Consider the following 20,366-nt stretch of genomic DNA (forward strand, 5'->3'; position numbering starts at 1 on the left):
GACACCTATTCGCCAGCAGATACCTCTTTGGACACGTGCAGCAAGTAATCCAAATCCACCTCTACCCCGATTCCAGGTCCATCTGGAACTCGCATGCTTCCTTGTTCCACTCGCAGCGGCTTTATCAGCAGGTCTCGGTCGAAATAGCGATCAGATCCAGACAGATCACCAGGAATTGAAAATCCAGGCAAGGAGGCGAGCGCCAGATTATGCGCCTTCGATATACCAGTTTCCACCATTCCGCCGCACCAGACAGCTAAACCGGCCTGCTGGCATAAGTCATGGATACGGATCGCTTCCGTCAAGCCTCCTACCCTGCCAATCTTGATATTGATGGTTCGGCACGCTCCCATTTCAAGAGCCTGCCAGGCATCCGAAAAGCTCTCCACTGTTTCATCAAGACAAATGGGCGTTTCCATGCGCTGCTGCAAGCGATGATGTAAAATTACATCTCCAGGCAAAAATGGCTGTTCGATCATCTGTAAGTTCAAACTGTCCAATTCGGCAAGCAAGGGGATATCCTCTTCCTTGTACATCCCATTACCGTCAATCATAAGCGGCAGCTCTGGATCAATTTCCTTGACCAGCTCAATGGCCTTGCGCTCATTATATTTAGTCACTTTCAGCTTGGCACGCTCAAAGCCTTGGCTGCGTATCATCTCAATAGTCTGTTCAAGATCATCGGACAAGCTGATGACCGCTCCTGCTTTCACTTTCGTCCTTGTACCGCCGATGCAAGAAGCGAGGCTCTTACCCTGCTGCTTCGCGTATAAATCCCATACCGCTCCTTCGACAGCAGCCTTGGCCATTTGATTGCCGACAATGCCTGCAAACAGCTGCGGTACTTCTGTCGGATGATTTAGCTTATTGGCGAATAAAAGCGGAAGTAAGGATTCCTGAAGCAAGCTCCAGCTCGATGCAACTGTTTCACTCGTATAAAAAGGAGCAGCAAAAGCAACTCCCTCGCCAAAGCCAGAACGCCCATCATGATCCTGAAGCTCGACAATGATGCCTTCTCTTTCGGTCAATGCACCAGCATGAGTCGTGAAAGGCTGTTTAAGCGGCAGTGTGTATCGGAATAGACGATAGCTTCTCAGTTCCATCACGCACTCCCCTCATCTAGCAGGTGCTGCAGCTTATAGCGCATCAGTTTATTACTGGCGTTACGCGGAAGCTCCTCCACAAAGTGCCAGTACTTTGGAATTTTATAGCGGGCCAGTTTTTCCTGGCAATACGCCTGTAATTCATCGGTGCTCACTTCCGCACTTTTTACAAGAAACGCTACTGGTACAGCTCCCCAATTGGTATCAGCTTTCCCGATGACAGCTGCCTCTTTTATGCTAGGATGACTTGTCAATACACCTTCCACTTCTGCAGGATAGATATTTTCACCTCCGGAAATAATCAGGTCCTTCCGCCGGTCAAGCACATACAAGTATCCCTCTTTATCTGTGTAGCCAATATCTCCTGTCGCAAGCCAGCCTTCCCGGAAAGCTCCATCTGTGGCGTCTGGATTCCGATAATATCCTTTTGTAATCATAGGACCTTTCACTTGGATTTCCCCAGGCTCTTCCGGCTTGGCAAACCCAGACTCGGTCATGATACGCAGCTGGGCAGGAACTAGTGCTTTTCCGGCAGATCCTAACTTACGAATACTATCCTCAGGGCTTAACGTCACGATTTGTGACGCAGTTTCGGTCATCCCGTACGATTGGAATACAGGGATATCACGCGTTTTTGATTCCTCAAGCAAATGGAGAGGAGCAGGTCCTCCGCCCAAAAGCATGCAGCGGAATTTCTCGGGATATGTGACGCCATCTTCCTCCTGCAGCCGCAGCAGGCGCTGAAGCATGACCGTCACAACAGAAACGATGGTCACTCCCCGCTCCATGATCGCTGTTTGTACGACTTTTTCATCGAAGCTCTCGGTCACGTATAATGGCATCCCGTAAATGGCGCTCTTGAAAATGGTCGATAACCCGCCTACATGGAACATCGGCAGAGGAGACAGCCATTTATCCCCCTGTGTTAGACCCAGATTCAGGGCAGACCCTATAGCACTCCACCAGTGGTTGCCATAAGTATGCTCGACGCCTTTCGGATTGCCTGTTGTACCGGAAGTATAGATGATAGTGAACACATCATCCAATTGCAGCTCTGTGCAGCATGTATACTCCTTTTCAGGCTGGTTCTGCAGCATTTCGATTGTCACTGAAGGAACACCAGTATCTTTTGCCTGCTTTTCAAATCTTGCCTCAGTGAGCAATAATTCAGCTTCACTATCCTGCAGCTGGAATGACCATTCAGCAGCTGTCAATCTCGTATTAAGGAGGATCAATGTTGCCCCGATATAGCTCATAGCATGGACAAGCATCACCATCTCCACACTGTTATGGGACAGCACAGCAACCCGGGATCCTTGCTTTACACCTAGCGAAGTGAGCTTCCGAGCCCGGATATCGACTGCTTTATGCAAATCACCGAATGTTATTGTCGTTCCATCGGGCGTCTCCAAAGCTAAACGCCCTGGACTAAGATCAGCCTGCTTCTGCAGCCAATGCGGGATGATTTCCGTCATGTTACATCCATTCCTTTCTGTCATAAAGAAGAACCTTTGCAATATGCTGCAAAGGTTCCTGGTGATATCTATTAAGGGAAACGCGGGAATTTCTTGAAGTCAGGCGTGCGTTTTTCCTTGAACGCATCGCGGCCTTCCTTCGCTTCATCCGTTGTATAGTAAAGCAATGTCGCATCTCCGCCCATTTGCTGCAAACCAGCAAGTCCATCTGTATCCGCATTAAGAGAAGCTTTCAAGAAACGCAATGCTGTCGGAGACATGGAAAGCATCTCTTCACACCATTTAACTGTTTCTGCTTCCAGCTGATCCAATGGAACAACTGTGTTGACCAAGCCCATATCCAATGCTTCTTGTGCATTGTACTGACGGCATAGGAACCAGATTTCGCGAGCTTTCTTCTGGCCGATGTTACGTGCAAGAAGACCAGCGCCATAACCAGCGTCAAAGCTTCCGACACGAGGACCTGTTTGGCCAAAGATTGCGTTATCAGCAGCAATCGTCAAGTCACAGACAACATGAAGCACATGTCCGCCGCCAATTGCATAACCAGATACTTCTGCAACGACTGGTTTCGGAATAACACGAATCAAACGCTGCAAATCCAATACATTCAAGCGAGGAATTTGATCTTCTCCTACATAGCCGCCATGACCGCGTACCTTTTGGTCACCGCCGGAGCAGAATGCTTTATCGCCGACACCAGCAAGTACGATAACGCCGATGTTAGAGTCGTCACGTGCGTATGTAAACGCATCAATCAGTTCATTTACCGTTTGCGGACGGAACGCATTGCGAACTTCCGGACGGTTGATTGAAATTTTTGCTATTTGATTGTATTCTTCGTACAAAATATCTTCGTACGTACGGGTAGCTTCCCATGTAATTGCCATTATGATTCCTCCAATATATCCGCTTCATTATGAAGCAAGTATCTTCTTACTATTTTATCAAAGATTCGCGGTTGTTCAACATGGACGCAATGACCAGCCGATGCAACGATGTGTAATTCTGCTGCAGACAGCCGTTTTTCCATCTCCTGATTGATACCGACGAATTTATGATCCATTGATCCAGCAACTAAAATGACCGGTTTTTCCAAAAAGGACAGCTTGTCCCAATAGGAGTCTTGTTTGCCCGTTCCCATAGTCCGTAGTGAACTTGCCAAACCGGTTGCTTGCTGCGATAAGCGTTCTTCCCTGATGATCTGCTGGATAAACTCAGGCAAGTTTTTTTGTGTATCAAAAAGCGGGATGTTCTCCCAAAAGTTCACAAACTGCTCTAAACCATCCGTTTCAAGCCGACTGGCCAGCCGTTGGTCCTGTTTTTGCCTGGCCAGCCTTTCTTCTTCTGTTCGCAGCCCGGGGGATGCACTTTCCAACAGTAGTTCACTCACTCTATCCGGATAACGGCAGGCAAAGGCAAGTGCTGCCCTGCCTCCCATAGAATACCCGAGCAGCTTAACATCCGCAATTCCTTGTTGGACAAGAAAATCAGCAACATCATCCGTAAAACGGTCCATTGTCAGGTCATCCTGAATGGCAGTCCTACCATGGCCTGGCATATCCACAGCAATCACATGATGTTTCTCACTCCAGGATTCCAGGAATGGCAGCCACGTTTGATGCGTGCCAGTAAATCCATGAAACAGCAGAAGTGTATCTGATGCTGAATCACTGCCGCTTTCGACATAGTGAAACTTAGGCATGATCAGCATCCAAATAATCCAGCAGCTGCCGCTCAGCTTTTTGCCATATTTCACGGTGCCAGCTAACATTAGCATCACGCTCGGTACGAACCTCGATGATATGCATGCCCTTTTTATTATAACTCTCCTGCAAAGCACTGGAAAATGCTGCACGATCATCTGCCAGTGTATAAGGCAGCTGATATAAATTGGCTGTATGCGCAAAGTCCAAGTTCGTAGGTGTACCGAAAAGTGCCTCAAAATGAGCTGCCTCCTGCGCTTGCGGAAGGAAGGAGAAGATACCTCCGCCATTATTGTTGATTACAACAATGGTGAGATCCAGACCATAATTGCGGCCTAGCATCAGCCCGTTCATATCGTGATAGAAGGAAAGATCCCCAATTACGAGTGTAGTACGCTTACCGCTGGCAGCAACACCCAACGCTGTGGAAACAACACCATCGATACCATTTGTTCCGCGGTTGCACCATGGCTGTATTCCTTTATCTGTTGCAAAGAAGAAGCTGTCCAAATCACGGATCGGCATACTGTTACCAACGAACACATGACTATCCTCCGGTGTTTCACGCAGCATGTCCTGCACAGCTATTCCCTCAGTCAGCTCTTTTGTTTCCTTATCATCATGCAATACGTCCTGCGCGATGCGGTTCATTTCCTGCCATGTTGGCAGCCATGTTTCCCTCTTAGCAGCAGGAATTAATGCTAACGACTTACAAAGCTTAGCCGGATCAGCATAAATAAATTGCGTGTCGACCCCGACTGGTTCACGGTAGCCTGCATGTTTCTCTACTACAATATGGTTATTGCCGGTATATTCTTTCATAAGAAATAGATATGGCTTGGAAACAGGCATAGCACCAAACCGGATAATAAAGTCTGGCTGCAGCTTTGCACGTACTGATTCCGATTTCAGGATCGTATCATATGTTTCAATAATAACATCCTTCGCATGTGCACCGCTTCGTAATTGCGATAACGGATCTGCCAGGATTGGCAGCTGCCACTTCTCCGCAAAATCAACGACTGCATCCGCAAATCCTTTATCCTCCTGTGGACCGACTACGATCAAGCCTTTTTTAGAGGTTTCAAGTATTTCGGCAAACTGCTGTACAAGGGTTTCATCCAATTGTGCTGATCCATACAAAGCAGGCTTTACAGCTGTTTCTCCTGAGGACCATATGTTCTCAATGGTAAAATCAGGTGTAAGCGGCTCGCGGAACGGAAAATTAAGATGCACTGGACCTGGATTTCCTTCCAATGCCTGCTGCATCGCTCTGCCCGCTTGCTGCTGTACATATCGCAACGCAGCCGGATTCGCTTCCGGAAGCATCATCTCATGGAACCATTTGACGAAGCCGCCATACATCTGAATTTGATTGATGGCCTGCGGCGCACCTACATCCCGCAGTTCATGCGGGCGGTCAGCTGTCAAAAGAATCAATGGGATACGACTGTAAAAAGCCTCGACAACTGCAGGCATATAGTTCGCTGCAGCAGTACCTGATGTGCAGACAAGCGCTACCGGCTTTTGGCTTTCCTTCGCAAGACCGAGCGCGAAGAATGCAGCGGAACGCTCATCCAGATTCACCCATTGTTTCATTTGCGGATGCTCGGTCATCATAAGAGCTAAGGGTGTAGAACGAGAACCAGGAGAAATAACGACCTGCTCCACACCGCTTCGCCAAAGTGCGTCCACAAAATGTCCAACATATTTGGTCAATGTTTCAATATGACTCATTCTGATACCTCCAAAGCTTCCAGCATCGGACGGAATTTGATTGCCGTCTCTTCGAATTCCATATCTGGATCTGAATCCTTCACGACACCACAGCCTGCAAATAGCACAGCCTGCTTCCCGTTCAGCAGACCAGAACGGATAGCAACGGCTGTATCACCATTACGATAGCTGTCCAACCAGCCTACCGGCGCACCGTACCAGCCTCGTTCAAGTGGTTCTTTCTTTTCAATGAAATCCAATGCTTCCTGCTTTGGCAAACCGCCCAGCGCAGGTGTTGGATGCAGCTCCTGTACAATCTGCTGCAGCGAGGCTCCGGGCATGAGTGTGGCAGAAACCGGAGTATGCAAGTGCTGAAGCTGCCGCAGTTTCAATAGCTGCGGTCCCTCAGGTACAAGCAAGTCCTTGCTGTATTTGCTGATTACATCTGTAATCATCTTCACAACGTATTGATGCTCTTCACGGTTTTTACTATCTTGCAGCAGCGCATTGCCGATCACTTTATCATCTGTCTCATTTTTACCGCGCGGAGCAGTTCCAGCGACACAGCTTGTATGCAGTGTGCCAGACTCAACACGCACCAGACGCTCCGGCGTTGCCCCAAGGAAACATGCTGAGCCGTTTTCGACAGCAAAAATAAAACTGTCCTTTTGGGTGTCCAGCAAATTCCGAAGCACACCCGCTGCCTGAAGCTTTTCTTCAAATTCAAGTTTCATCGCCCGTGCCAGCACGACTTTATCCAATTCAGTCGACTTTATTGTGTCCGTTGCTTCTTTAACTAATCGCTTCCACGCTTGTGACTCAAGCTCTTCTTTACTAATGAGCACAGTCTGCAGCACAGGAATATCATTTTCAGAGAACAGCTGCTCAAGCTGCTCAAGTATATTAGTGATTTGACTTTCGATATTTGAGCTGTCCACTAATTGATTGATGGTTACATAATATTCTTTCTCCGTTTTGGTCAAAGTAAAAGCAGGTATGCGATATTGTGTGTCAGGAAAGTCCTGCCACAGCTCACGTTCGCGCTCCTGCTGAAAGTTCATTCCACTGAAAGCAACAGGGCCTGTACCAGCTATCGCAGAAAGATTGTGAACAACTGCACTTTCTATAACATGCTCCCATTCTTCAGCAGTGCGCATATCCAATATTGCTGGTCCTGCACCAACCAAGCAAAAATCATCTTTTTGGCTGTACCAGAAATGGCGGTTTCCTTCCAAAGAAGAACCGTTAGCAAAGAAACGGAGAGGATCTATCGCTCCGACTTTCTCAGTCCAGCTGACAAGTATTTGCTGTTGCTGCTTAACAGCAGCTTTTCGAAGAAAAGACTCGAAATCTGTCTTATATTGTTGAATCATATTTTCCGACCTCCACATTACTGCAAGGACAATTAGTTCGTTTACGTTCATTTTCTGATGTCCTTCCCTATTCTATTCCCTTTTTCGCCGATAAACAAGGAGTAGCACTTGATAACTTATTTTTAGTAAGCAATTTGCGTTGACATGCTATCTTTGTTTCCCTAAAATTAATATGATATAATGCCCTGCATTTTTAAGGAGAGAAAGTATTATGCAATCCATCGGTAACGATAACGTGCGACAAGCACTTAATGAGCGCGAAGGCTTCCAAATTTGGTGGCGTCTCATGCGTCCTCATACTTTGACAGCTTCCTTTGTGCCTGTCTTTATAGGAACGATGCTCGCTGCATTGGACGGCAAGATCAACTGGCTGCTTTTCGGAGCTATGCTGCTTGCTTGTATGCTGATCCAATGTGCGACAAATATGTTCAATGAGTATTATGATTTTGTACGCGGACTGGATAATGAACAGTCTGTCGGAATCGGCGGTACGATCGTACGTGACGGTATCAAGCCGAAAACCGTGTTGTCACTTGCACTGACATTCTATGCTATCAGCATGCTGTTAGGCGTGTATATTTGCATGGAATCCAGCTGGTATATCGCTTTAATAGGATTGGCATGTATGCTTTGCGGTTATTTGTATACAGGTGGTCCATATCCGATTTCCTATACACCTTTTGGTGAATTGACATCTGGTGTTTTTATGGGTGCTATCATCATCTGCATCACCTATTACATTCAGACGTTGACGCTTACCGGAGACGTCGTATTGATCAGTATCCCAGTGACTATTTTCATCGCGTGTATCAATTTTGCCAATAACCTGCGTGACCATGATGGTGACAAAGTGAACGGCAGAAAAACAGTAGCTATCCTGCTCGGACGTAAAAAAGGTGTTACCTTCCTTGGTATTTGTTTCATCGTCAGCTATGTTATTACTGCTGTGTTCATTGCTGTAGGATTACTTCCAATTTGGGCTGTCATTACTTTCCTGAGCATTAAAAAAGCCCGTGATGCTTACCGGGGTTTCATCGGCAAGACAATGCCGCTTGAGATGATGCCTGCAATGAAAGCAACGGGACAAACGAATACGATTTATGGTTTATTGCTTGTGATTGCTTTACTGATCCAGCAATTCGTACCACTTTCATTCTAATTTAGAAGCGGGCATCCTGCCCGCTTTTTTATATAGGTTTAATACAGACTAGTACGGGAAATACATTACCATACAGAAAGCAGGTTACTATTATGGACTTCTCAGAAACATTAATGGAGCAGCTGCAAATGCGGGTGGTCGAAGCAAGCAAGGATCAGGTTGTGATGGAAATGCCCGTCGGGCCGCATAACCGGCAGCCAATGGGTTTCTTGCACGGAGGTGCCAGTGTAGCTCTGGCAGAGACAGCAGCAAGTATCGGCGGCAACCTGCACGCAGACCCATCAACACAGGCGGTGTTTGGGCTGGAGATCAATGCAAACCATATTCGCAGTGTCCGTTCCGGTATCGTGACTGCGGTCGCTTCTCCGATCCATATTGGAAAATCGACTATGGTATGGCAAATAACCATTTCAGATGAGAATAAGGACCTGCTCTCTATCGCCCGCTGTACGCTGGCCGTGAAAACGAAAAGGCACTAAAGGAGATGGATTGAAAATGGATAAAAATAAATTGGATTATTTCCGCAATCAATTGCTTGCAATGAAGGAAGAAGCAGAGGAACAAATCAAAGGGAATGACAGCTATAACAGCGCCAAGGAATTCCCTAATGATTCTACCGGGGAACTCTCGACAATCGTCAATCACCCAGGCGATCTTGGCACGGAAATGCATGACCGCGAGACAGCCGAAACATTGAAAGAAGCTGCACGTGAACGACTTCGCGATATTGAAGATGCACTAGACCGAATCGAAGAAGGCACTTACGGAGTAAGTGAGAAATCAGGCGAACCTATTCCGGAGGAGCGGCTGAAGGCTGAACCGACTGCCCGTTTACTTGTAGAGGAACAAGCTGAAGTAGAAGAAGCAAGAAGAGCTTAAAAAAGAGCATAAGAAAAGGCACCCTCGCAGGGTGCCTTTGTTAATTGCGGCGTATAAAGCCGTGCGGCCACATCCGCACGTGTCTAAGACGCGCTTTACCGACTTATGCAATTCAGCTCATCGCTAGACTATTGTAGCATGGACTATCCTGTATTGCAACAACTGTTTTTTCGGACACAAAAAAGCTCCCGAATCGGGAGCCTTTTTATGCTGCTGCTGATCTTTTACGCTTGGCGAACCACGGTTTCAGTTTTGCAAACAGCGGTACAAAGACGATTGCTATGATGACACCCTTCAATAGGTTGAATGGCAGGATACCTGCAATGACTGCTGCCCATTTCGCATCAGCGCTCATTACTGGAGAGCCTAGGAAGATACTATATAGCGGCAGGACAACAAAGTAATTCAGCACACCCATTCCGACTGCCATGGTAACTGTACCCGTAGCCAATCCTGAAACAAGTGTTTTCTTGCCTGCTTTGAATTTATGGTAAAAGTATGCGACCGGCATTACGAAAAGCATGCCTGCCAAGAAATTCGCTACGACGCCAACCGGGTCACCAGCACCTGTAAAGATAAGATATAATAAGTTCTTGATTGCCTCGACAGCAACACCTGCAAGTGGTGAAAACAGCAGTGCTGCAATCAGTACCGGAATCTCACTGAAGTCTATCTTCAAGTAAGGCGGCAGGAATGGTAGCGGGAAATTCAGCAGCATAAGTACCATGCTGATCGCTCCCAATAAAGCGAAAGTGATTGTTTTAGTTAACTTGGATGAACGCATAATCGTTCTCCTCCTTCATCTTGTTTATCGATTCTAACTCTTGATGAAGGGGAAGCTGCCTATCTACGTTAAAAAGCCCCGGAGCATAATGCTCTGGGGCTTGGAATATACGCAAATAAGCATGAAGATGTTAAACATACGGATACCGTATGGAAACAAGGATAGCCCGTTCGGCATCCCTCTTCTGCTTCGTATCTTCTCCCATCCAGACTTTCACTGTCGGTCCCGGACTTGCACCGGATCAGCCGCAGAACTATGTTCTGCGGGTCACGGACTTCAGCAGTTTCCTGCTGTCACCGTCGGTCGGGAATTGCACCCTGCCCCGAAGATAGAATCGATTTAGTTTTGTTATTATATTATAACTGCTTTCTGCGCATTTGCAACCCCTATGCTCACAGATCCAATGGATTCAAGCTTTCTTCACCTGTCAGGTTTGTCAGGAATTTTACCAATAGATCGATCTCCTGCTGGATGACCTGCAAACTTACTGTTTCTACCGGGGAGTGCATATATCGAAGCGGCAAGGATACGAGCGCAGTCGACACGCCTTTACCTGAATAGCGCATCTTATCTGCGTCCGTTCCGGTGGTGCGGGGCGTCAATTCGTATTGCAGCGGAATATCCAGTTCCTTCGCTGCTTGCTCCAGCAAAAGATTTGCTTTACGGTTGATAGGTGCCCCCTTCGCCAGCACAGGACCCCCGTCCAAGCTGACATCCACTGCCTTCCGCTTATTGACACCTGGATGGTCGGTCGCAAATGTAACGTCACAGGCAATCGCTAAATCCGGCTGGATACCAGCTGCTGCGAAGTACGCCCCTCCCATATTCGTTTCTTCATTCACTGTGCTGACTGCATATACGCCAATATTGACGTTCTCTTGCTTAAGCCGGCGGACAACTTCTCCAACGATGAATGAACCTGTACGGTTATCCAAACCTCGCCCAGTAACATAACGTTCCATCAGCACTGATGGCTGCCGCTGGTACACGATCAAGTCACCTACTTGCACGTATTGCTCCATTTCCTGTTTAGACTTAGCTCCGCAATCAATATACAGATCTGGCAGTTCAAAGTCTCCCTTCACGCCTCCGAGATGCATCGCATTTACACCTACGACACCTGGAATCGTCTTGTTATAGCCTATGACCTGTACGGTCATACCAAGTGCAGCTTTTGCATTGAAGCGTCCCACTTCATCAATCTGCAGGAAACCGTTCTGGTCGATCCCCGTTACGACCATCGCAATTTCATCACAATGACCAGCAAGCAGCACTTTGAATTCTGCATCTGGATTCACAACTGCAATGGCATTACCTGACACATCTGTACGCATCTCATCTGCGTATGGAGCATATTCCTTCATCCACTTCTTCTGTATATCCATTTCATAGCTGGACGGAGATGCCGTCCGCAGCAGCTCCATTAAAAATCCCTGATTCTCTAGTTGCATATCTATCCGCCTTTTTTATGTAGTCTTCTATCACTGTAGCATATTCAGAGGCTTATTTGTTTAGTTTATCCTATCGCTCGGGTAAACTAAACATCAGAAAGGATGAGGCACATGACGACATTAAACGAATGGTTTGAAAAAGGTATTAATATCGATGCGTATTTGGACTCCATGCAAACACATAAAGAAAATACGATGCATATCTACGATCACTACGAGCTTCCAGCTGACACAGAGTTTTTCAACACACTCCGCTCCCAAAAACTGCGAGCTATCGTACTGACAGAAGACTGGTGCGGGGATGCCATGCTGAATTTGCCGATTTTCTATCATATCGCACAAGCCGGAGCAATCGATGTTCGCATCCTTCGCCGTGATGAGAACTTGGAATTGATGGATCAATACCTGACTAATGGTAAAAGCCGTTCCATTCCAATCATCATCTTTATCAACCAAAATGGAGATGAAGTTGCGAAATGGGGTCCGCGAGCTCCAGAACTGCAAGTTTATATTGATGAATCCTTCAGCAGTCTGCCGGATAAGGATGCACCTGAATATGAGGAAAAACGCAGCCAAATGCTCACTTTTATCACAAAATCATATCGTGACAATACAGACTTCTGGAAGCGAGTCTATGCAAGCTTGAAAAGAGGCCTTGAAGAAGCATAAAAACATCCATCTCGGATGTTTTTTTGCTTCTTATTAAATTACTGCAGGGGTACAGTTGCTATTCAATATAAGTATCCCATATTAAACAAATCGGTTCTCCATTTCAGCTAATAGCTTACTGTTAGGTCCATATTCAAACAGCTCATAATATAAGCCTAGTTTGGATAGCTGCTCTGCCCGCCGTAAAATCTTTTCCTTATCATCAGCTTCATACGCGCACAGTACTTGCTGCAAGAAAACCTTGCTTATCTCACTGATTCCAGCAAAATCGATAGCTGGATCACCGACATGCATATCACTGAAATCAATGATACCGACTCGGCAGGACGATTCCTCCCACAATATATGCGCTGATCGTAAATCTCCATGCACAACAGCGGTACAAACTGGTTCTAATTCCGCAAACAATCTTTCTGTGTAATTAATGACAAAAGCAGGCAAACTCGGATAAAAGCTGCTTATTCCTTCTTGAAGCCGATCATAATAAGATTTGTCTCGTTCCGGTAACCTGTACATGGAAGCGTCCAGTTGATGGAGTTTCGAGAGAAAGGCACCCAGCTGACTCGCTGCCCCCTCAAGAACTATATCTGACATGTTTGCAGATATAGGATGTCCCGGTATGTATGGATAAAGTACAGCTTCGCTTCCCTTCGGAGTCGTTAAGATAGTGAATGCTGGCAGTGCAATGTTTGTTTTAACTTGTAAATCTTTGAGCAGCTTCTTCTCTTCCTGATTGACTGTCTCACTCTTCTTCGGCACTCGTAATACCCAGCTGTTATTCAGTACATATACGTCATGATCCCAGCCCATATCAATAGTTTCTACATGCCAGATTGCTTCCTGTAAGTAGCTTTCCAGCCATCCTGCCATCATTTTATCCAAATCTTCCCCCTCCTGTCCGTTTAAACAATGTGAATAAACATATACTAACAAAAAAATGAGGAGGGATAGTATGGTCACGCAGTTTCTGCGACGTTTCTATTTCCGCCTTCCCATATTTGTCCGTCTTTTCTCCACTATACTTATCGTGATGGTGATATTCGGAATATGCATGCGCCACATAGAACCGGAGCAGTTTCCCACCTATTTTGATGGTGTCTGGTGGGCATTCGTCACCGCATCCACAGTCGGCTATGGGGATTTGATCCCTGAAACATTTTCCGGCAAGATTCTTGCGATTGTCCTTATCCTCTCAGGAGCGGGTCTTGTCACTTTTTATTTGGCCACTATTGCTGCTGGAACTGTAAAGTATACCCAGGATCTTTCGAAAGGACTAACCGAATTCAAAGGAAGCAATCATATAATCATTATCGGCTGGAATGAGCGGGCTAGGGCCCTGCTTGAAAAGCTGACCGAAAAACATCCTGAACAATCTGTCGTCTTGATTGATCAGTCATTGACTATGCTCCCCTACCGGGAACACCCTTTGCACTTCATCCGCGGCGACGCTTCTGAAGATAAGACTCTTCAAAAAGCGAATATCCAGCATGCCAAGACCGCTATCATCACCGCCAACGCTGGCAAAAACGAAAAACAAATTGATTACATGACGATTCTGACGACGATTGCGTTGCGGGGCAACAATCCAAAGCTTCACATCGTAGCTGAAGTTCTGACATTTAGTCAAAAGGAAAATCTGCGACGTGCAGGAGCAGATGTCGTCATTCGATCTAACGACTTTGTGAGTACATTGTTTTTCCACGAAGTGTATCATAAAGAAAAGAAAAGTCATTTGGAACTTCTTTTGCATTTTCTGCGAGAACAGGAAATCAGAATCATCTCCCTGCCCAATGAATTAGCGGGTAAAAGCTACTTTGAAGCTAGTCGTTATTTTGCCCGCAAGGAAAAAACGGTAATCGGCTATATGCGAGGAGAAAGTATGGATATGAACCCAGACTTCCAGGAACCGATGCATCAGGAGGACTGCATCATCACCTTACAGCATATTGAATAAAAAATCCCTTCAGCCATTAAGGCAAGAAGGGATTTTTTATTATAATCTTTTTTCTAATTTTGCTTTTTCTTCTTCATAGCCAGGTTTGCCAAGCAGCGCAAACATGTTCTTCTTATAGGCTTCCACTCCTGGCTGATCGAACGGATTCACACCAAGCAAGTAGCCGCTGATTGCACAAGCTTTCTCGAAGAAGTATACAAGATACCCGAAACTGAAGGAATCGAGTGCTGGAACTTCTACGACTAAGTTTGGTACGTCACCATCTGTATGAGCAAGCAATGTACCCTGGAAGGCTTTATGGTTCACTTGATCGACTGTTTGACCTGCAAGGTAGTTCAGTCCATCTAGGTCTTCCTCTTCCGCTTCTATCGTCACATCAGAGACCGGCTGTTTCACATGTACGACTGTTTCGAACAAGTCACGACGGCCTTCCTGTACGTATTGACCGAGGGAATGTAAATCGGTAGAGAAGTTAGCAGATGCCGGGAACAACCCTTTCAAATCCTTCCCTTCACTCTCTCCGAACAATTGCTTCCACCATTCATTGAAGTACTGCAATGACGGTTCATAGTTCACAAGCAGTTCGATATTCTTGCCTTTGTTATACAGGACATTACGAATAGCTGCGTACTGATAAGCCGGGTTCTCCTTCAAATCGGATACAGAAAGTTCTTCCTGCGCCTTTTGTGCGCCTGACATGATGCTGTCGATATCGACACCAGCTGCCGCAATTGGCAATAGTCCAACGGCTGTCAGGACAGAGAAACGGCCGCCAACATCATCAGGTATGACGAACGACTCGTAGCCTTCTTTGCTGGCAAGTGTTTTCAGAGCACCTCTTGCCTTATCCGTTGTGGCATAAATACGTTTGCGTGCTTCATCCACTCCGTATTTTTCTTCCAGGTACTTCTTAAAGACACGGAAGGCAATTGCTGGTTCCGTCGTCGTACCGCTCTTGGAAATGACATTCACGCTGACATCTTTGCCCTTGATTGCATCAAGCAGCTGATTCAAATAAGGGGCGCTGATGCTATTGCCGACAAAGAATACTTGCGGCGCTTTGCGGTCTTCTTTGGAAAGTACGTTGAAAAAGCTGTGCGTCAGTGCCTCGATCGCCGCACGGGCGCCAAGATAAGAACCGCCGATTCCGACAACGAGCAGGACATCCGAATCTGATTGGATCTTGGCTGCCGCCTGCTTGATACGTGCGAATTCCTCCTTGTCATAATCCGTCGGCAAATCAAGCCAGCCAAGGAAATCATTGCCGGCACCTGTTTTATTATGTAATTGGTCATGCGCAGCCTGTACGAGCGGTGCAAGGTAATCAAGCTCCTGCTCCCCGATATATGGCATCGCTTTCTTATAATCGAATCCGATGTGTGTCATATTCATCCTCCTTGAACTGCTTACTACTGCAACTTTACCGAAACTGGACAAGTAAAGCAAGAATTGTTGCAGGAATATAATCAGCCAACAAAGGCATGCTAAGAAAGATTTATCATCCCGCTTCATGAAATGGAGGTTATGCAGTTGAATATGGTACAGCGTATCGCTCTTGTTCTTGTCATAATCGGTGCGATTAACTGGGGACTAGTCGGTTTATTCAACTACGACTTGGTTGCAGGTATCTTTGGTAACGGCAGTCAAGCTGCTGCTTTTCCACGGATCATTTACAGTCTTGTCGGCTTGGCTGGTCTTGTGTCGATTTCCGCTCTGTTCCTTGAGCGCAAAGAAGTGGAAGAAGCGTCAACTACCAAGGCATAAACGGATAAATCAAAAAAGACCCCCTTCAATGGGGGTCTTTCTAATTATTTGCGGTTGCCTTCAGTTTGTTTGATCCAGTCTTGAAGTTTATCCTTCAACGTATTGAATCCTGCTGGAGCATCCTCAGAAACAGCTTGCTTCTGGCTGCTAGCTTGCTGCTGTTTTGCAGGTGCTTCTTCAGTAGCACGGATAGAAAGGGAATATTTACCGCTTTCTTCGTTGATATCAAGGATTTTAACTTTAACTTCATCGCCCACGGATAGGTGCTCATTGATGTCTTTTACGAAACCGTGAGTCACCTCGGAAATGTGAACCAAACCTTGAACCTGCTCATCCAATGCAACAAACGCACCGTAAGGCTGGATTCCTGTTACTTTACCTGTCAATACTTGTCCTGTTTCGAACTTCTCTGCCATACTAAACAACTCCTGATTTTTTCTACTTTTATACGCAATAAATAATTCTATCACAGTAAGTTGGTTTCGGCAAAAATTTATCTAAGTATGATTTTTTTATCGGAACAGGTTTGCAAAGGAGCAATTTGGGCAATACATAGTACTGTAAGACTTTCTCGTATTCCCCCTGTAGGCAAAGCGATCCGTATCGCTTTGCTATTTTTTTTTGCATATAAAGTATGAAATGACCGAGACTAGAATTAATTGCAGGCAAAGGGGCAGCTAGAATGTCTTACTCGAACCATACCTTCCATTACAAAAAAATAGCTATCGATTACCGTATTTACCCTTCTCACAATACCGACTCATTACGTACAATCCTTCTTCTTCACGGTTTCCTTGCCTCAGGAAGCTGCTTTCATCGCATGATACCCGACCTGCGTCAACGTTACCAGGTAATAACATTGGATTTCCCTCCCTTCGGAAATAGTGAAAAATCATCTGATATAGCTTTTTCCTATGAAGACTATACCGACCTTGCGGCATCTCTTCTTGATCACTTGCAAATAAAGTATCTGGATATTGGCGGTCACTCAATGGGCGGTCAAATTGCTATGCGTCTCGCTTATTGCTACCCAGAACGTATTAATAAGCTATTTCTATTTGCACCATCAAGCTATATGCTGCCAACGGACACTTTTTCAAGCATGATTGCTTCTGCCAGCATCTTCCCTGCGATTATGCAATTCGTATTCGAAGCTACGAGCGTCGTTGGTTTCCTCCGCCACCTTGTTGCAGATCCTGAAAAGGTCACCCTTCGGATGGTGATTGCATACAGCATTCCCTTTATGGACAAGGAACTTTTTCCAAGTCTGGCTCATTTTATCCGATCACGAGGCGGCGATTTGCCGAATGACAGCCTGCAGCAAATAAAAGCAAAAACAATCATTTTCTGGGGAAAAGAAGACCCATTACTGCCTCCTTCCATTGGCTATCGGTTGCTTGCAGAGCTGCCCCATGCCACGCTCCATATCCTGCCTGATGCCGGTCATCTCTTACCCGAAGAAACACCGGAGACGATTGTTTCGTATATAGAATGATCAAGCCTTTCGCTTTTCGAAGCATTTCTTTATATAATGGGAAAAGAAATGATGGAAGGAGTACGGACTATGCATAATTTCGAAATAGTACATGACCGCAGAAAGACGCGGTCCGTGAAATGGGACAATCTCAAAGCATTATATGGAGGAGAAGATGTTCTGCCGATGTGGGTCGCAGATATGGATTTCCAGGCGCCTCAAGCCGTGATAGATGCCTTGAAGAGCAGAGCTGAACACGGCATCTATGGTTACACAATCACAGATGCGAGTATTTCCAAGACCGTATCCAATTGGGTTGAAAAACGTCATGGCTGGCGCATTAAGCCAAGCTGGCTTCTATACAGTCCGGGCGTCGTGACGAGTTTGCATATGGCCATCCAGACATTTACCGAATCTGGTGAACAAGTTGTGATTCAAACACCTGTCTATGCTCCTTTTTACAGTGTGGTTACAGCTCATGATCGTGAAATCGTCGAAAACCCTCTCCTTGAAGAGAATGGTACATATCAAATGGATTTCGGACACTTGGAGACATGTTTCCGAGAAGGAGCAAAGGCGATGATTCTTTGCAACCCGCATAATCCAGTTGGACGTGTCTGGACGAAAGAAGAACTGGAGCGCTTAGCAAAGCTGTGCGAAACCTATGATGTTTTGCTCCTGTCAGATGAGATCCATGCTGATTTGATTCATGAAGGATATCAGCATATACCCATTGCTTCCTTGTCTAAGGACATGTGCAAACGGACGATCACATTCCTTTCTCCGTCAAAAACATTCAACTTAGCAGGATTGCAGGTATCTTACAGCATCGTTGAGCAGGAAGATATGCGGCAGCAGCTGCAGGAGACGTTCTCGAAGCAAGGCTTCCATATGCTGAATGCGATGGCAGTTGCCGCAATGGAAGCTGCTTATACTGACGGTGAGGAATGGCTGGAAGGACTGCTGGACATACTGGCCGTCAATCGAAAGCTGACGGAAGAAGCATTGGCAGATAGTTCCTTGATCCAAATTGCACCTCTGGAAGGCACCTATTTGATGTGGCTGGATTGCCGCCAGATGCAGCTGGAACAAAATGAATTGATGGACTTCTTTGCCAAGAAAGCGAAGCTCGGTTTCAATGATGGCATTCAGTTCGGAGAAGCGGGTGCTGGATTTGTTCGGATGAACATTGCCTGTCCGCCTGAAACGATGCGCGATGCCCTGCAGCGGCTGACAAACAGCCTTAAGGAATTCGAGGCTGCAAAATGACTATGGAAATCGGCAGCGTCGTAAAAGCACGCTACAAAACTGGTTCCTATGTCGGAAAAATCAAAGAGGAACGCGGCAAGTTCTATTTGGTGGAGATACTGGCCGTTCTCAAGCATCCGCAACAAGGTGATCTGCACCATCCAAAGGAAACAGAAGATGTTTTCTTCCATGAACGCCGCGCACTGTCTCAGCATGAAAAAGCGAATATACCGAAAACAGCTGTATCAGAATTTGCAGACGAAGTACCTGAGTACTCCGCTTCCCTACGTACTGCACTTCAGCAGCTTAGAAACGATTTGAAGGAACAATCCGCCTCGCGCTATCAAGAACTCGCGCTTGCAAACGTTGATACGCTGGAAAAGGATTACTTCAAATAAACAAAAAAGGCAGGAGCTTAGCTTCTGCCTTTTTTCAGTCTTAAGAGCCTGGCACTTTCAGATTACGTTTTTTCGTCACAGGCTTACCAAAAATCTTGTTTGTTACCTGCGGGGCAAATTCGAACAGCAATACACCGATGAAGGCTGCCAGGACAATGTAGATGCCAGCAAATACTTTTGCCGTACCCATTGCAATACTGGCTATTACAACACTGAATTCTCCTCTGGCACATATAGACAATCCTCCGCGAAAAGCGACTCTCTTCGGCAATCCGTACATCAATCCTCCAAAGTAGCCTGTCATCACTTTGGCTGCTATTGTCCAAATCAGGACAATCAAAAGCAATAACGGCATTGGTACACCGTCGCCGAAATCTATGGTTGTTCCAAAATAGATGAAAAACGTCGGCAGCAGTAAATCTCGAATTGGTATCACAGCATGTTCCACACGCTCGATTTTACCTGATTCCGCTAAAATCATCCCGGCCAGGAAGGCACCCAGCACCTCGGATAATCCAAGGTAGACAGCAAGCCCGCCATATGTCAAAGCTATTCCGATCAACAGCACAATTTTAAAGTCCTCGTCTTCCAGCTTATCCATGAAGGTATCAAATCTGCGGAAGACTGTTTTGCTGAGAACAACCGCCCCTGCAGCTAGGGCAAGTATTTTCAGCACAAGATACACAGCACTAACCGGATCGAAGCTTCCCGAACTGCTGATACCAATTAGCACAGCTACTAAAATCGGCGCGATGATATCCTCGAAAATAAGGAGTGCCAATATGAATTCTGTCTCCATATTGGCCATTCTGCTTTTGTCATCCAGCAGCTTAGCAGTAATGGAGGAGCTTGTAGCATATGCCACCGCGCCAATAAGGAATGATGTAAACAAATCAACCTTCAAAATGAGGCATATCCCCATCGTAACACCAAGACTTAAGACCACATCCAGCAGTCCGGTTGACCAGATTTTCTTAGCTATTCCGCCAAGTCTCGAAATACTGAATTCTAAACCGAGCACAAAGAAAAGCAAAACGATTCCAACCTCACTGGAAAAGTGAAGAATCTCATTATGAACGAGCAGATCTGCAAGAATGATGCCAAATAAGATATACAGAATGACATTAGGAAAACGGATCTTGATGGAAAGGAAACCCAAATAGAAAATGCCGAGCAAAACAAGGCCAGTTCCAAGCAGCGTTGGCAGCTGCAC

21 protein-coding genes and 1 riboswitch are annotated in these 20,366 nt (G+C 46.1%); of the genes, 9 read left to right on the forward strand and 12 right to left on the reverse strand.

Going from position 1 to position 20,366, the window contains the following annotated elements:
* Positions 1-5 precede the first annotated feature (5 nt).
* From menC to CHH91_RS15150, 6 genes are all read right to left on the reverse strand, one after another.
* Entirely contained in the window at positions 6-1,103 is a 1,098-nt protein-coding gene (gene menC, locus CHH91_RS15125) for an o-succinylbenzoate synthase (RefSeq protein ID WP_095224289.1), read from the reverse strand.
* The gene (locus CHH91_RS15130; protein WP_095224290.1) at positions 1,103-2,578 is read right to left on the reverse strand and encodes an o-succinylbenzoate--CoA ligase; all 1,476 of its coding nucleotides are present in this window, start codon (positions 2,576-2,578) and stop codon (positions 1,103-1,105) included. Before CHH91_RS15130 ends, menC begins: the two co-directional genes overlap by 1 nt.
* A 71-nt stretch (positions 2,579-2,649) precedes the next feature.
* Positions 2,650-3,468: a 1,4-dihydroxy-2-naphthoyl-CoA synthase gene (gene menB, locus CHH91_RS15135; protein WP_038565044.1), complete on the reverse strand. Its 819-nt coding sequence runs from the start codon at positions 3,466-3,468 to the stop codon at positions 2,650-2,652.
* Positions 3,468-4,283, reverse strand: coding sequence for a 2-succinyl-6-hydroxy-2,4-cyclohexadiene-1-carboxylate synthase (menH, locus tag CHH91_RS15140; RefSeq protein WP_286160802.1), 816 nt, complete (start codon positions 4,281-4,283; stop codon positions 3,468-3,470). The genes menB and menH overlap by 1 nt, the downstream gene beginning before the upstream one ends.
* The gene (gene menD, locus CHH91_RS15145; RefSeq protein ID WP_095224292.1) at positions 4,276-6,021 is read right to left on the reverse strand and encodes a 2-succinyl-5-enolpyruvyl-6-hydroxy-3-cyclohexene-1-carboxylic-acid synthase; all 1,746 of its coding nucleotides are present in this window, start codon (positions 6,019-6,021) and stop codon (positions 4,276-4,278) included. The genes menH and menD overlap by 8 nt, the downstream gene beginning before the upstream one ends.
* Complete coding sequence (locus CHH91_RS15150; protein ID WP_176465811.1) at positions 6,018-7,373, reverse strand: isochorismate synthase; 1,356 nt, start codon at positions 7,371-7,373, stop codon at positions 6,018-6,020. The genes menD and CHH91_RS15150 overlap by 4 nt, the downstream gene beginning before the upstream one ends.
* 211 nt (positions 7,374-7,584) lie before the next feature.
* On the opposite strand from CHH91_RS15150, the gene CHH91_RS15155 reads away from it, so the two are divergent.
* The 3 genes from CHH91_RS15155 (at position 7,585) to CHH91_RS15165 (ending at position 9,411) form a co-directional block, all read left to right on the forward strand.
* Positions 7,585-8,532: a 1,4-dihydroxy-2-naphthoate polyprenyltransferase gene (locus CHH91_RS15155; protein ID WP_095224294.1), complete on the forward strand. Its 948-nt coding sequence runs from the start codon at positions 7,585-7,587 to the stop codon at positions 8,530-8,532.
* A 92-nt stretch (positions 8,533-8,624) separates the two neighbouring features.
* A complete protein-coding gene (locus CHH91_RS15160) occupies positions 8,625-9,011 on the forward strand; it encodes a PaaI family thioesterase (RefSeq protein WP_095224295.1) in 387 nt (128 codons plus the stop codon).
* Positions 9,012-9,027: 16 nt separating this feature from the next.
* Complete coding sequence (locus tag CHH91_RS15165; protein ID WP_095224296.1) at positions 9,028-9,411, forward strand: TraR/DksA C4-type zinc finger protein; 384 nt, start codon at positions 9,028-9,030, stop codon at positions 9,409-9,411.
* Between the two features lie 205 nt (positions 9,412-9,616).
* On the opposite strand, the gene CHH91_RS15170 is transcribed toward CHH91_RS15165, so the two are convergent.
* Together CHH91_RS15170 and CHH91_RS15175 are read right to left on the reverse strand one after the other, a co-directional pair.
* A complete protein-coding gene (locus CHH91_RS15170) occupies positions 9,617-10,195 on the reverse strand; it encodes an ECF transporter S component (protein WP_095224297.1) in 579 nt (192 codons plus the stop codon).
* 189 nt (positions 10,196-10,384) lie between these two features.
* A riboswitch (FMN riboswitch) is annotated at positions 10,385-10,529 on the reverse strand.
* A gap of 58 nt (positions 10,530-10,587) precedes the next feature.
* Positions 10,588-11,646: a M20/M25/M40 family metallo-hydrolase gene (locus CHH91_RS15175; protein WP_095224298.1), complete on the reverse strand. Its 1,059-nt coding sequence runs from the start codon at positions 11,644-11,646 to the stop codon at positions 10,588-10,590.
* A 111-nt stretch (positions 11,647-11,757) separates the two neighbouring features.
* On the opposite strand from CHH91_RS15175, the gene CHH91_RS15180 reads away from it, so the two are divergent.
* A complete protein-coding gene (locus CHH91_RS15180) occupies positions 11,758-12,315 on the forward strand; it encodes a thioredoxin family protein (protein ID WP_095224299.1) in 558 nt (185 codons plus the stop codon).
* 81 nt (positions 12,316-12,396) lie between these two features.
* Here the strand turns inward: CHH91_RS15180 and CHH91_RS15185 are convergent, their stop codons facing one another.
* On the reverse strand, positions 12,397-13,188 hold the full coding sequence (locus CHH91_RS15185; protein ID WP_286160814.1) for a phosphotransferase family protein: 792 nt from the start codon (positions 13,186-13,188) through the stop codon (positions 12,397-12,399).
* A gap of 79 nt (positions 13,189-13,267) precedes the next feature.
* Here CHH91_RS15185 and CHH91_RS15190 point away from each other — a divergent pair, with 79 nt between their 5' ends.
* Positions 13,268-14,269 carry a potassium channel family protein gene (locus tag CHH91_RS15190; protein ID WP_176465812.1) on the forward strand — a complete coding sequence of 334 codons (1,002 nt, stop codon included), beginning with the start codon at positions 13,268-13,270 and terminating at the stop codon, positions 14,267-14,269.
* A 39-nt stretch (positions 14,270-14,308) separates the two neighbouring features.
* Here CHH91_RS15190 and CHH91_RS15195 read toward each other — a convergent pair whose 3' ends face one another.
* Positions 14,309-15,655 carry a glucose-6-phosphate isomerase gene (locus tag CHH91_RS15195; RefSeq protein ID WP_095224302.1) on the reverse strand — a complete coding sequence of 449 codons (1,347 nt, stop codon included), beginning with the start codon at positions 15,653-15,655 and terminating at the stop codon, positions 14,309-14,311.
* Between the two features lie 144 nt (positions 15,656-15,799).
* On the opposite strand from CHH91_RS15195, the gene CHH91_RS15200 reads away from it, so the two are divergent.
* A complete protein-coding gene (locus CHH91_RS15200; protein WP_095224303.1) occupies positions 15,800-16,033 on the forward strand; it encodes a DUF378 domain-containing protein in 234 nt (77 codons plus the stop codon).
* A 44-nt stretch (positions 16,034-16,077) separates the two neighbouring features.
* Here the strand turns inward: CHH91_RS15200 and yugI are convergent, their stop codons facing one another.
* On the reverse strand, positions 16,078-16,449 hold the full coding sequence (gene yugI, locus CHH91_RS15205; protein WP_095224304.1) for a S1 domain-containing post-transcriptional regulator GSP13: 372 nt from the start codon (positions 16,447-16,449) through the stop codon (positions 16,078-16,080).
* 266 nt (positions 16,450-16,715) lie between these two features.
* On the opposite strand from yugI, the gene CHH91_RS15210 reads away from it, so the two are divergent.
* From CHH91_RS15210 to kapB, 3 genes are all read left to right on the forward strand, one after another.
* Positions 16,716-17,528 (forward strand): alpha/beta fold hydrolase, encoded by an 813-nt coding sequence (locus tag CHH91_RS15210; protein WP_095224305.1) that lies wholly within the window; start codon positions 16,716-16,718, stop codon positions 17,526-17,528.
* A 69-nt stretch (positions 17,529-17,597) separates the two neighbouring features.
* Positions 17,598-18,776: a MalY/PatB family protein gene (locus tag CHH91_RS15215; RefSeq protein ID WP_095224306.1), complete on the forward strand. Its 1,179-nt coding sequence runs from the start codon at positions 17,598-17,600 to the stop codon at positions 18,774-18,776.
* On the forward strand, positions 18,773-19,153 hold the full coding sequence (gene kapB, locus CHH91_RS15220; protein ID WP_095224307.1) for a kinase-associated lipoprotein KapB: 381 nt from the start codon (positions 18,773-18,775) through the stop codon (positions 19,151-19,153). Before CHH91_RS15215 ends, kapB begins: the two co-directional genes overlap by 4 nt.
* A gap of 40 nt (positions 19,154-19,193) precedes the next feature.
* On the opposite strand, the gene CHH91_RS15225 is transcribed toward kapB, so the two are convergent.
* Positions 19,194-20,366 (reverse strand): cation:proton antiporter, encoded by a 1,173-nt coding sequence (locus CHH91_RS15225; RefSeq protein ID WP_095224441.1) that lies wholly within the window; start codon positions 20,364-20,366, stop codon positions 19,194-19,196.

This window comes from Virgibacillus sp. 7505, assembly GCF_002272135.1.
Lineage (GTDB): Bacteria > Bacillota > Bacilli > Bacillales > Amphibacillaceae > Terribacillus.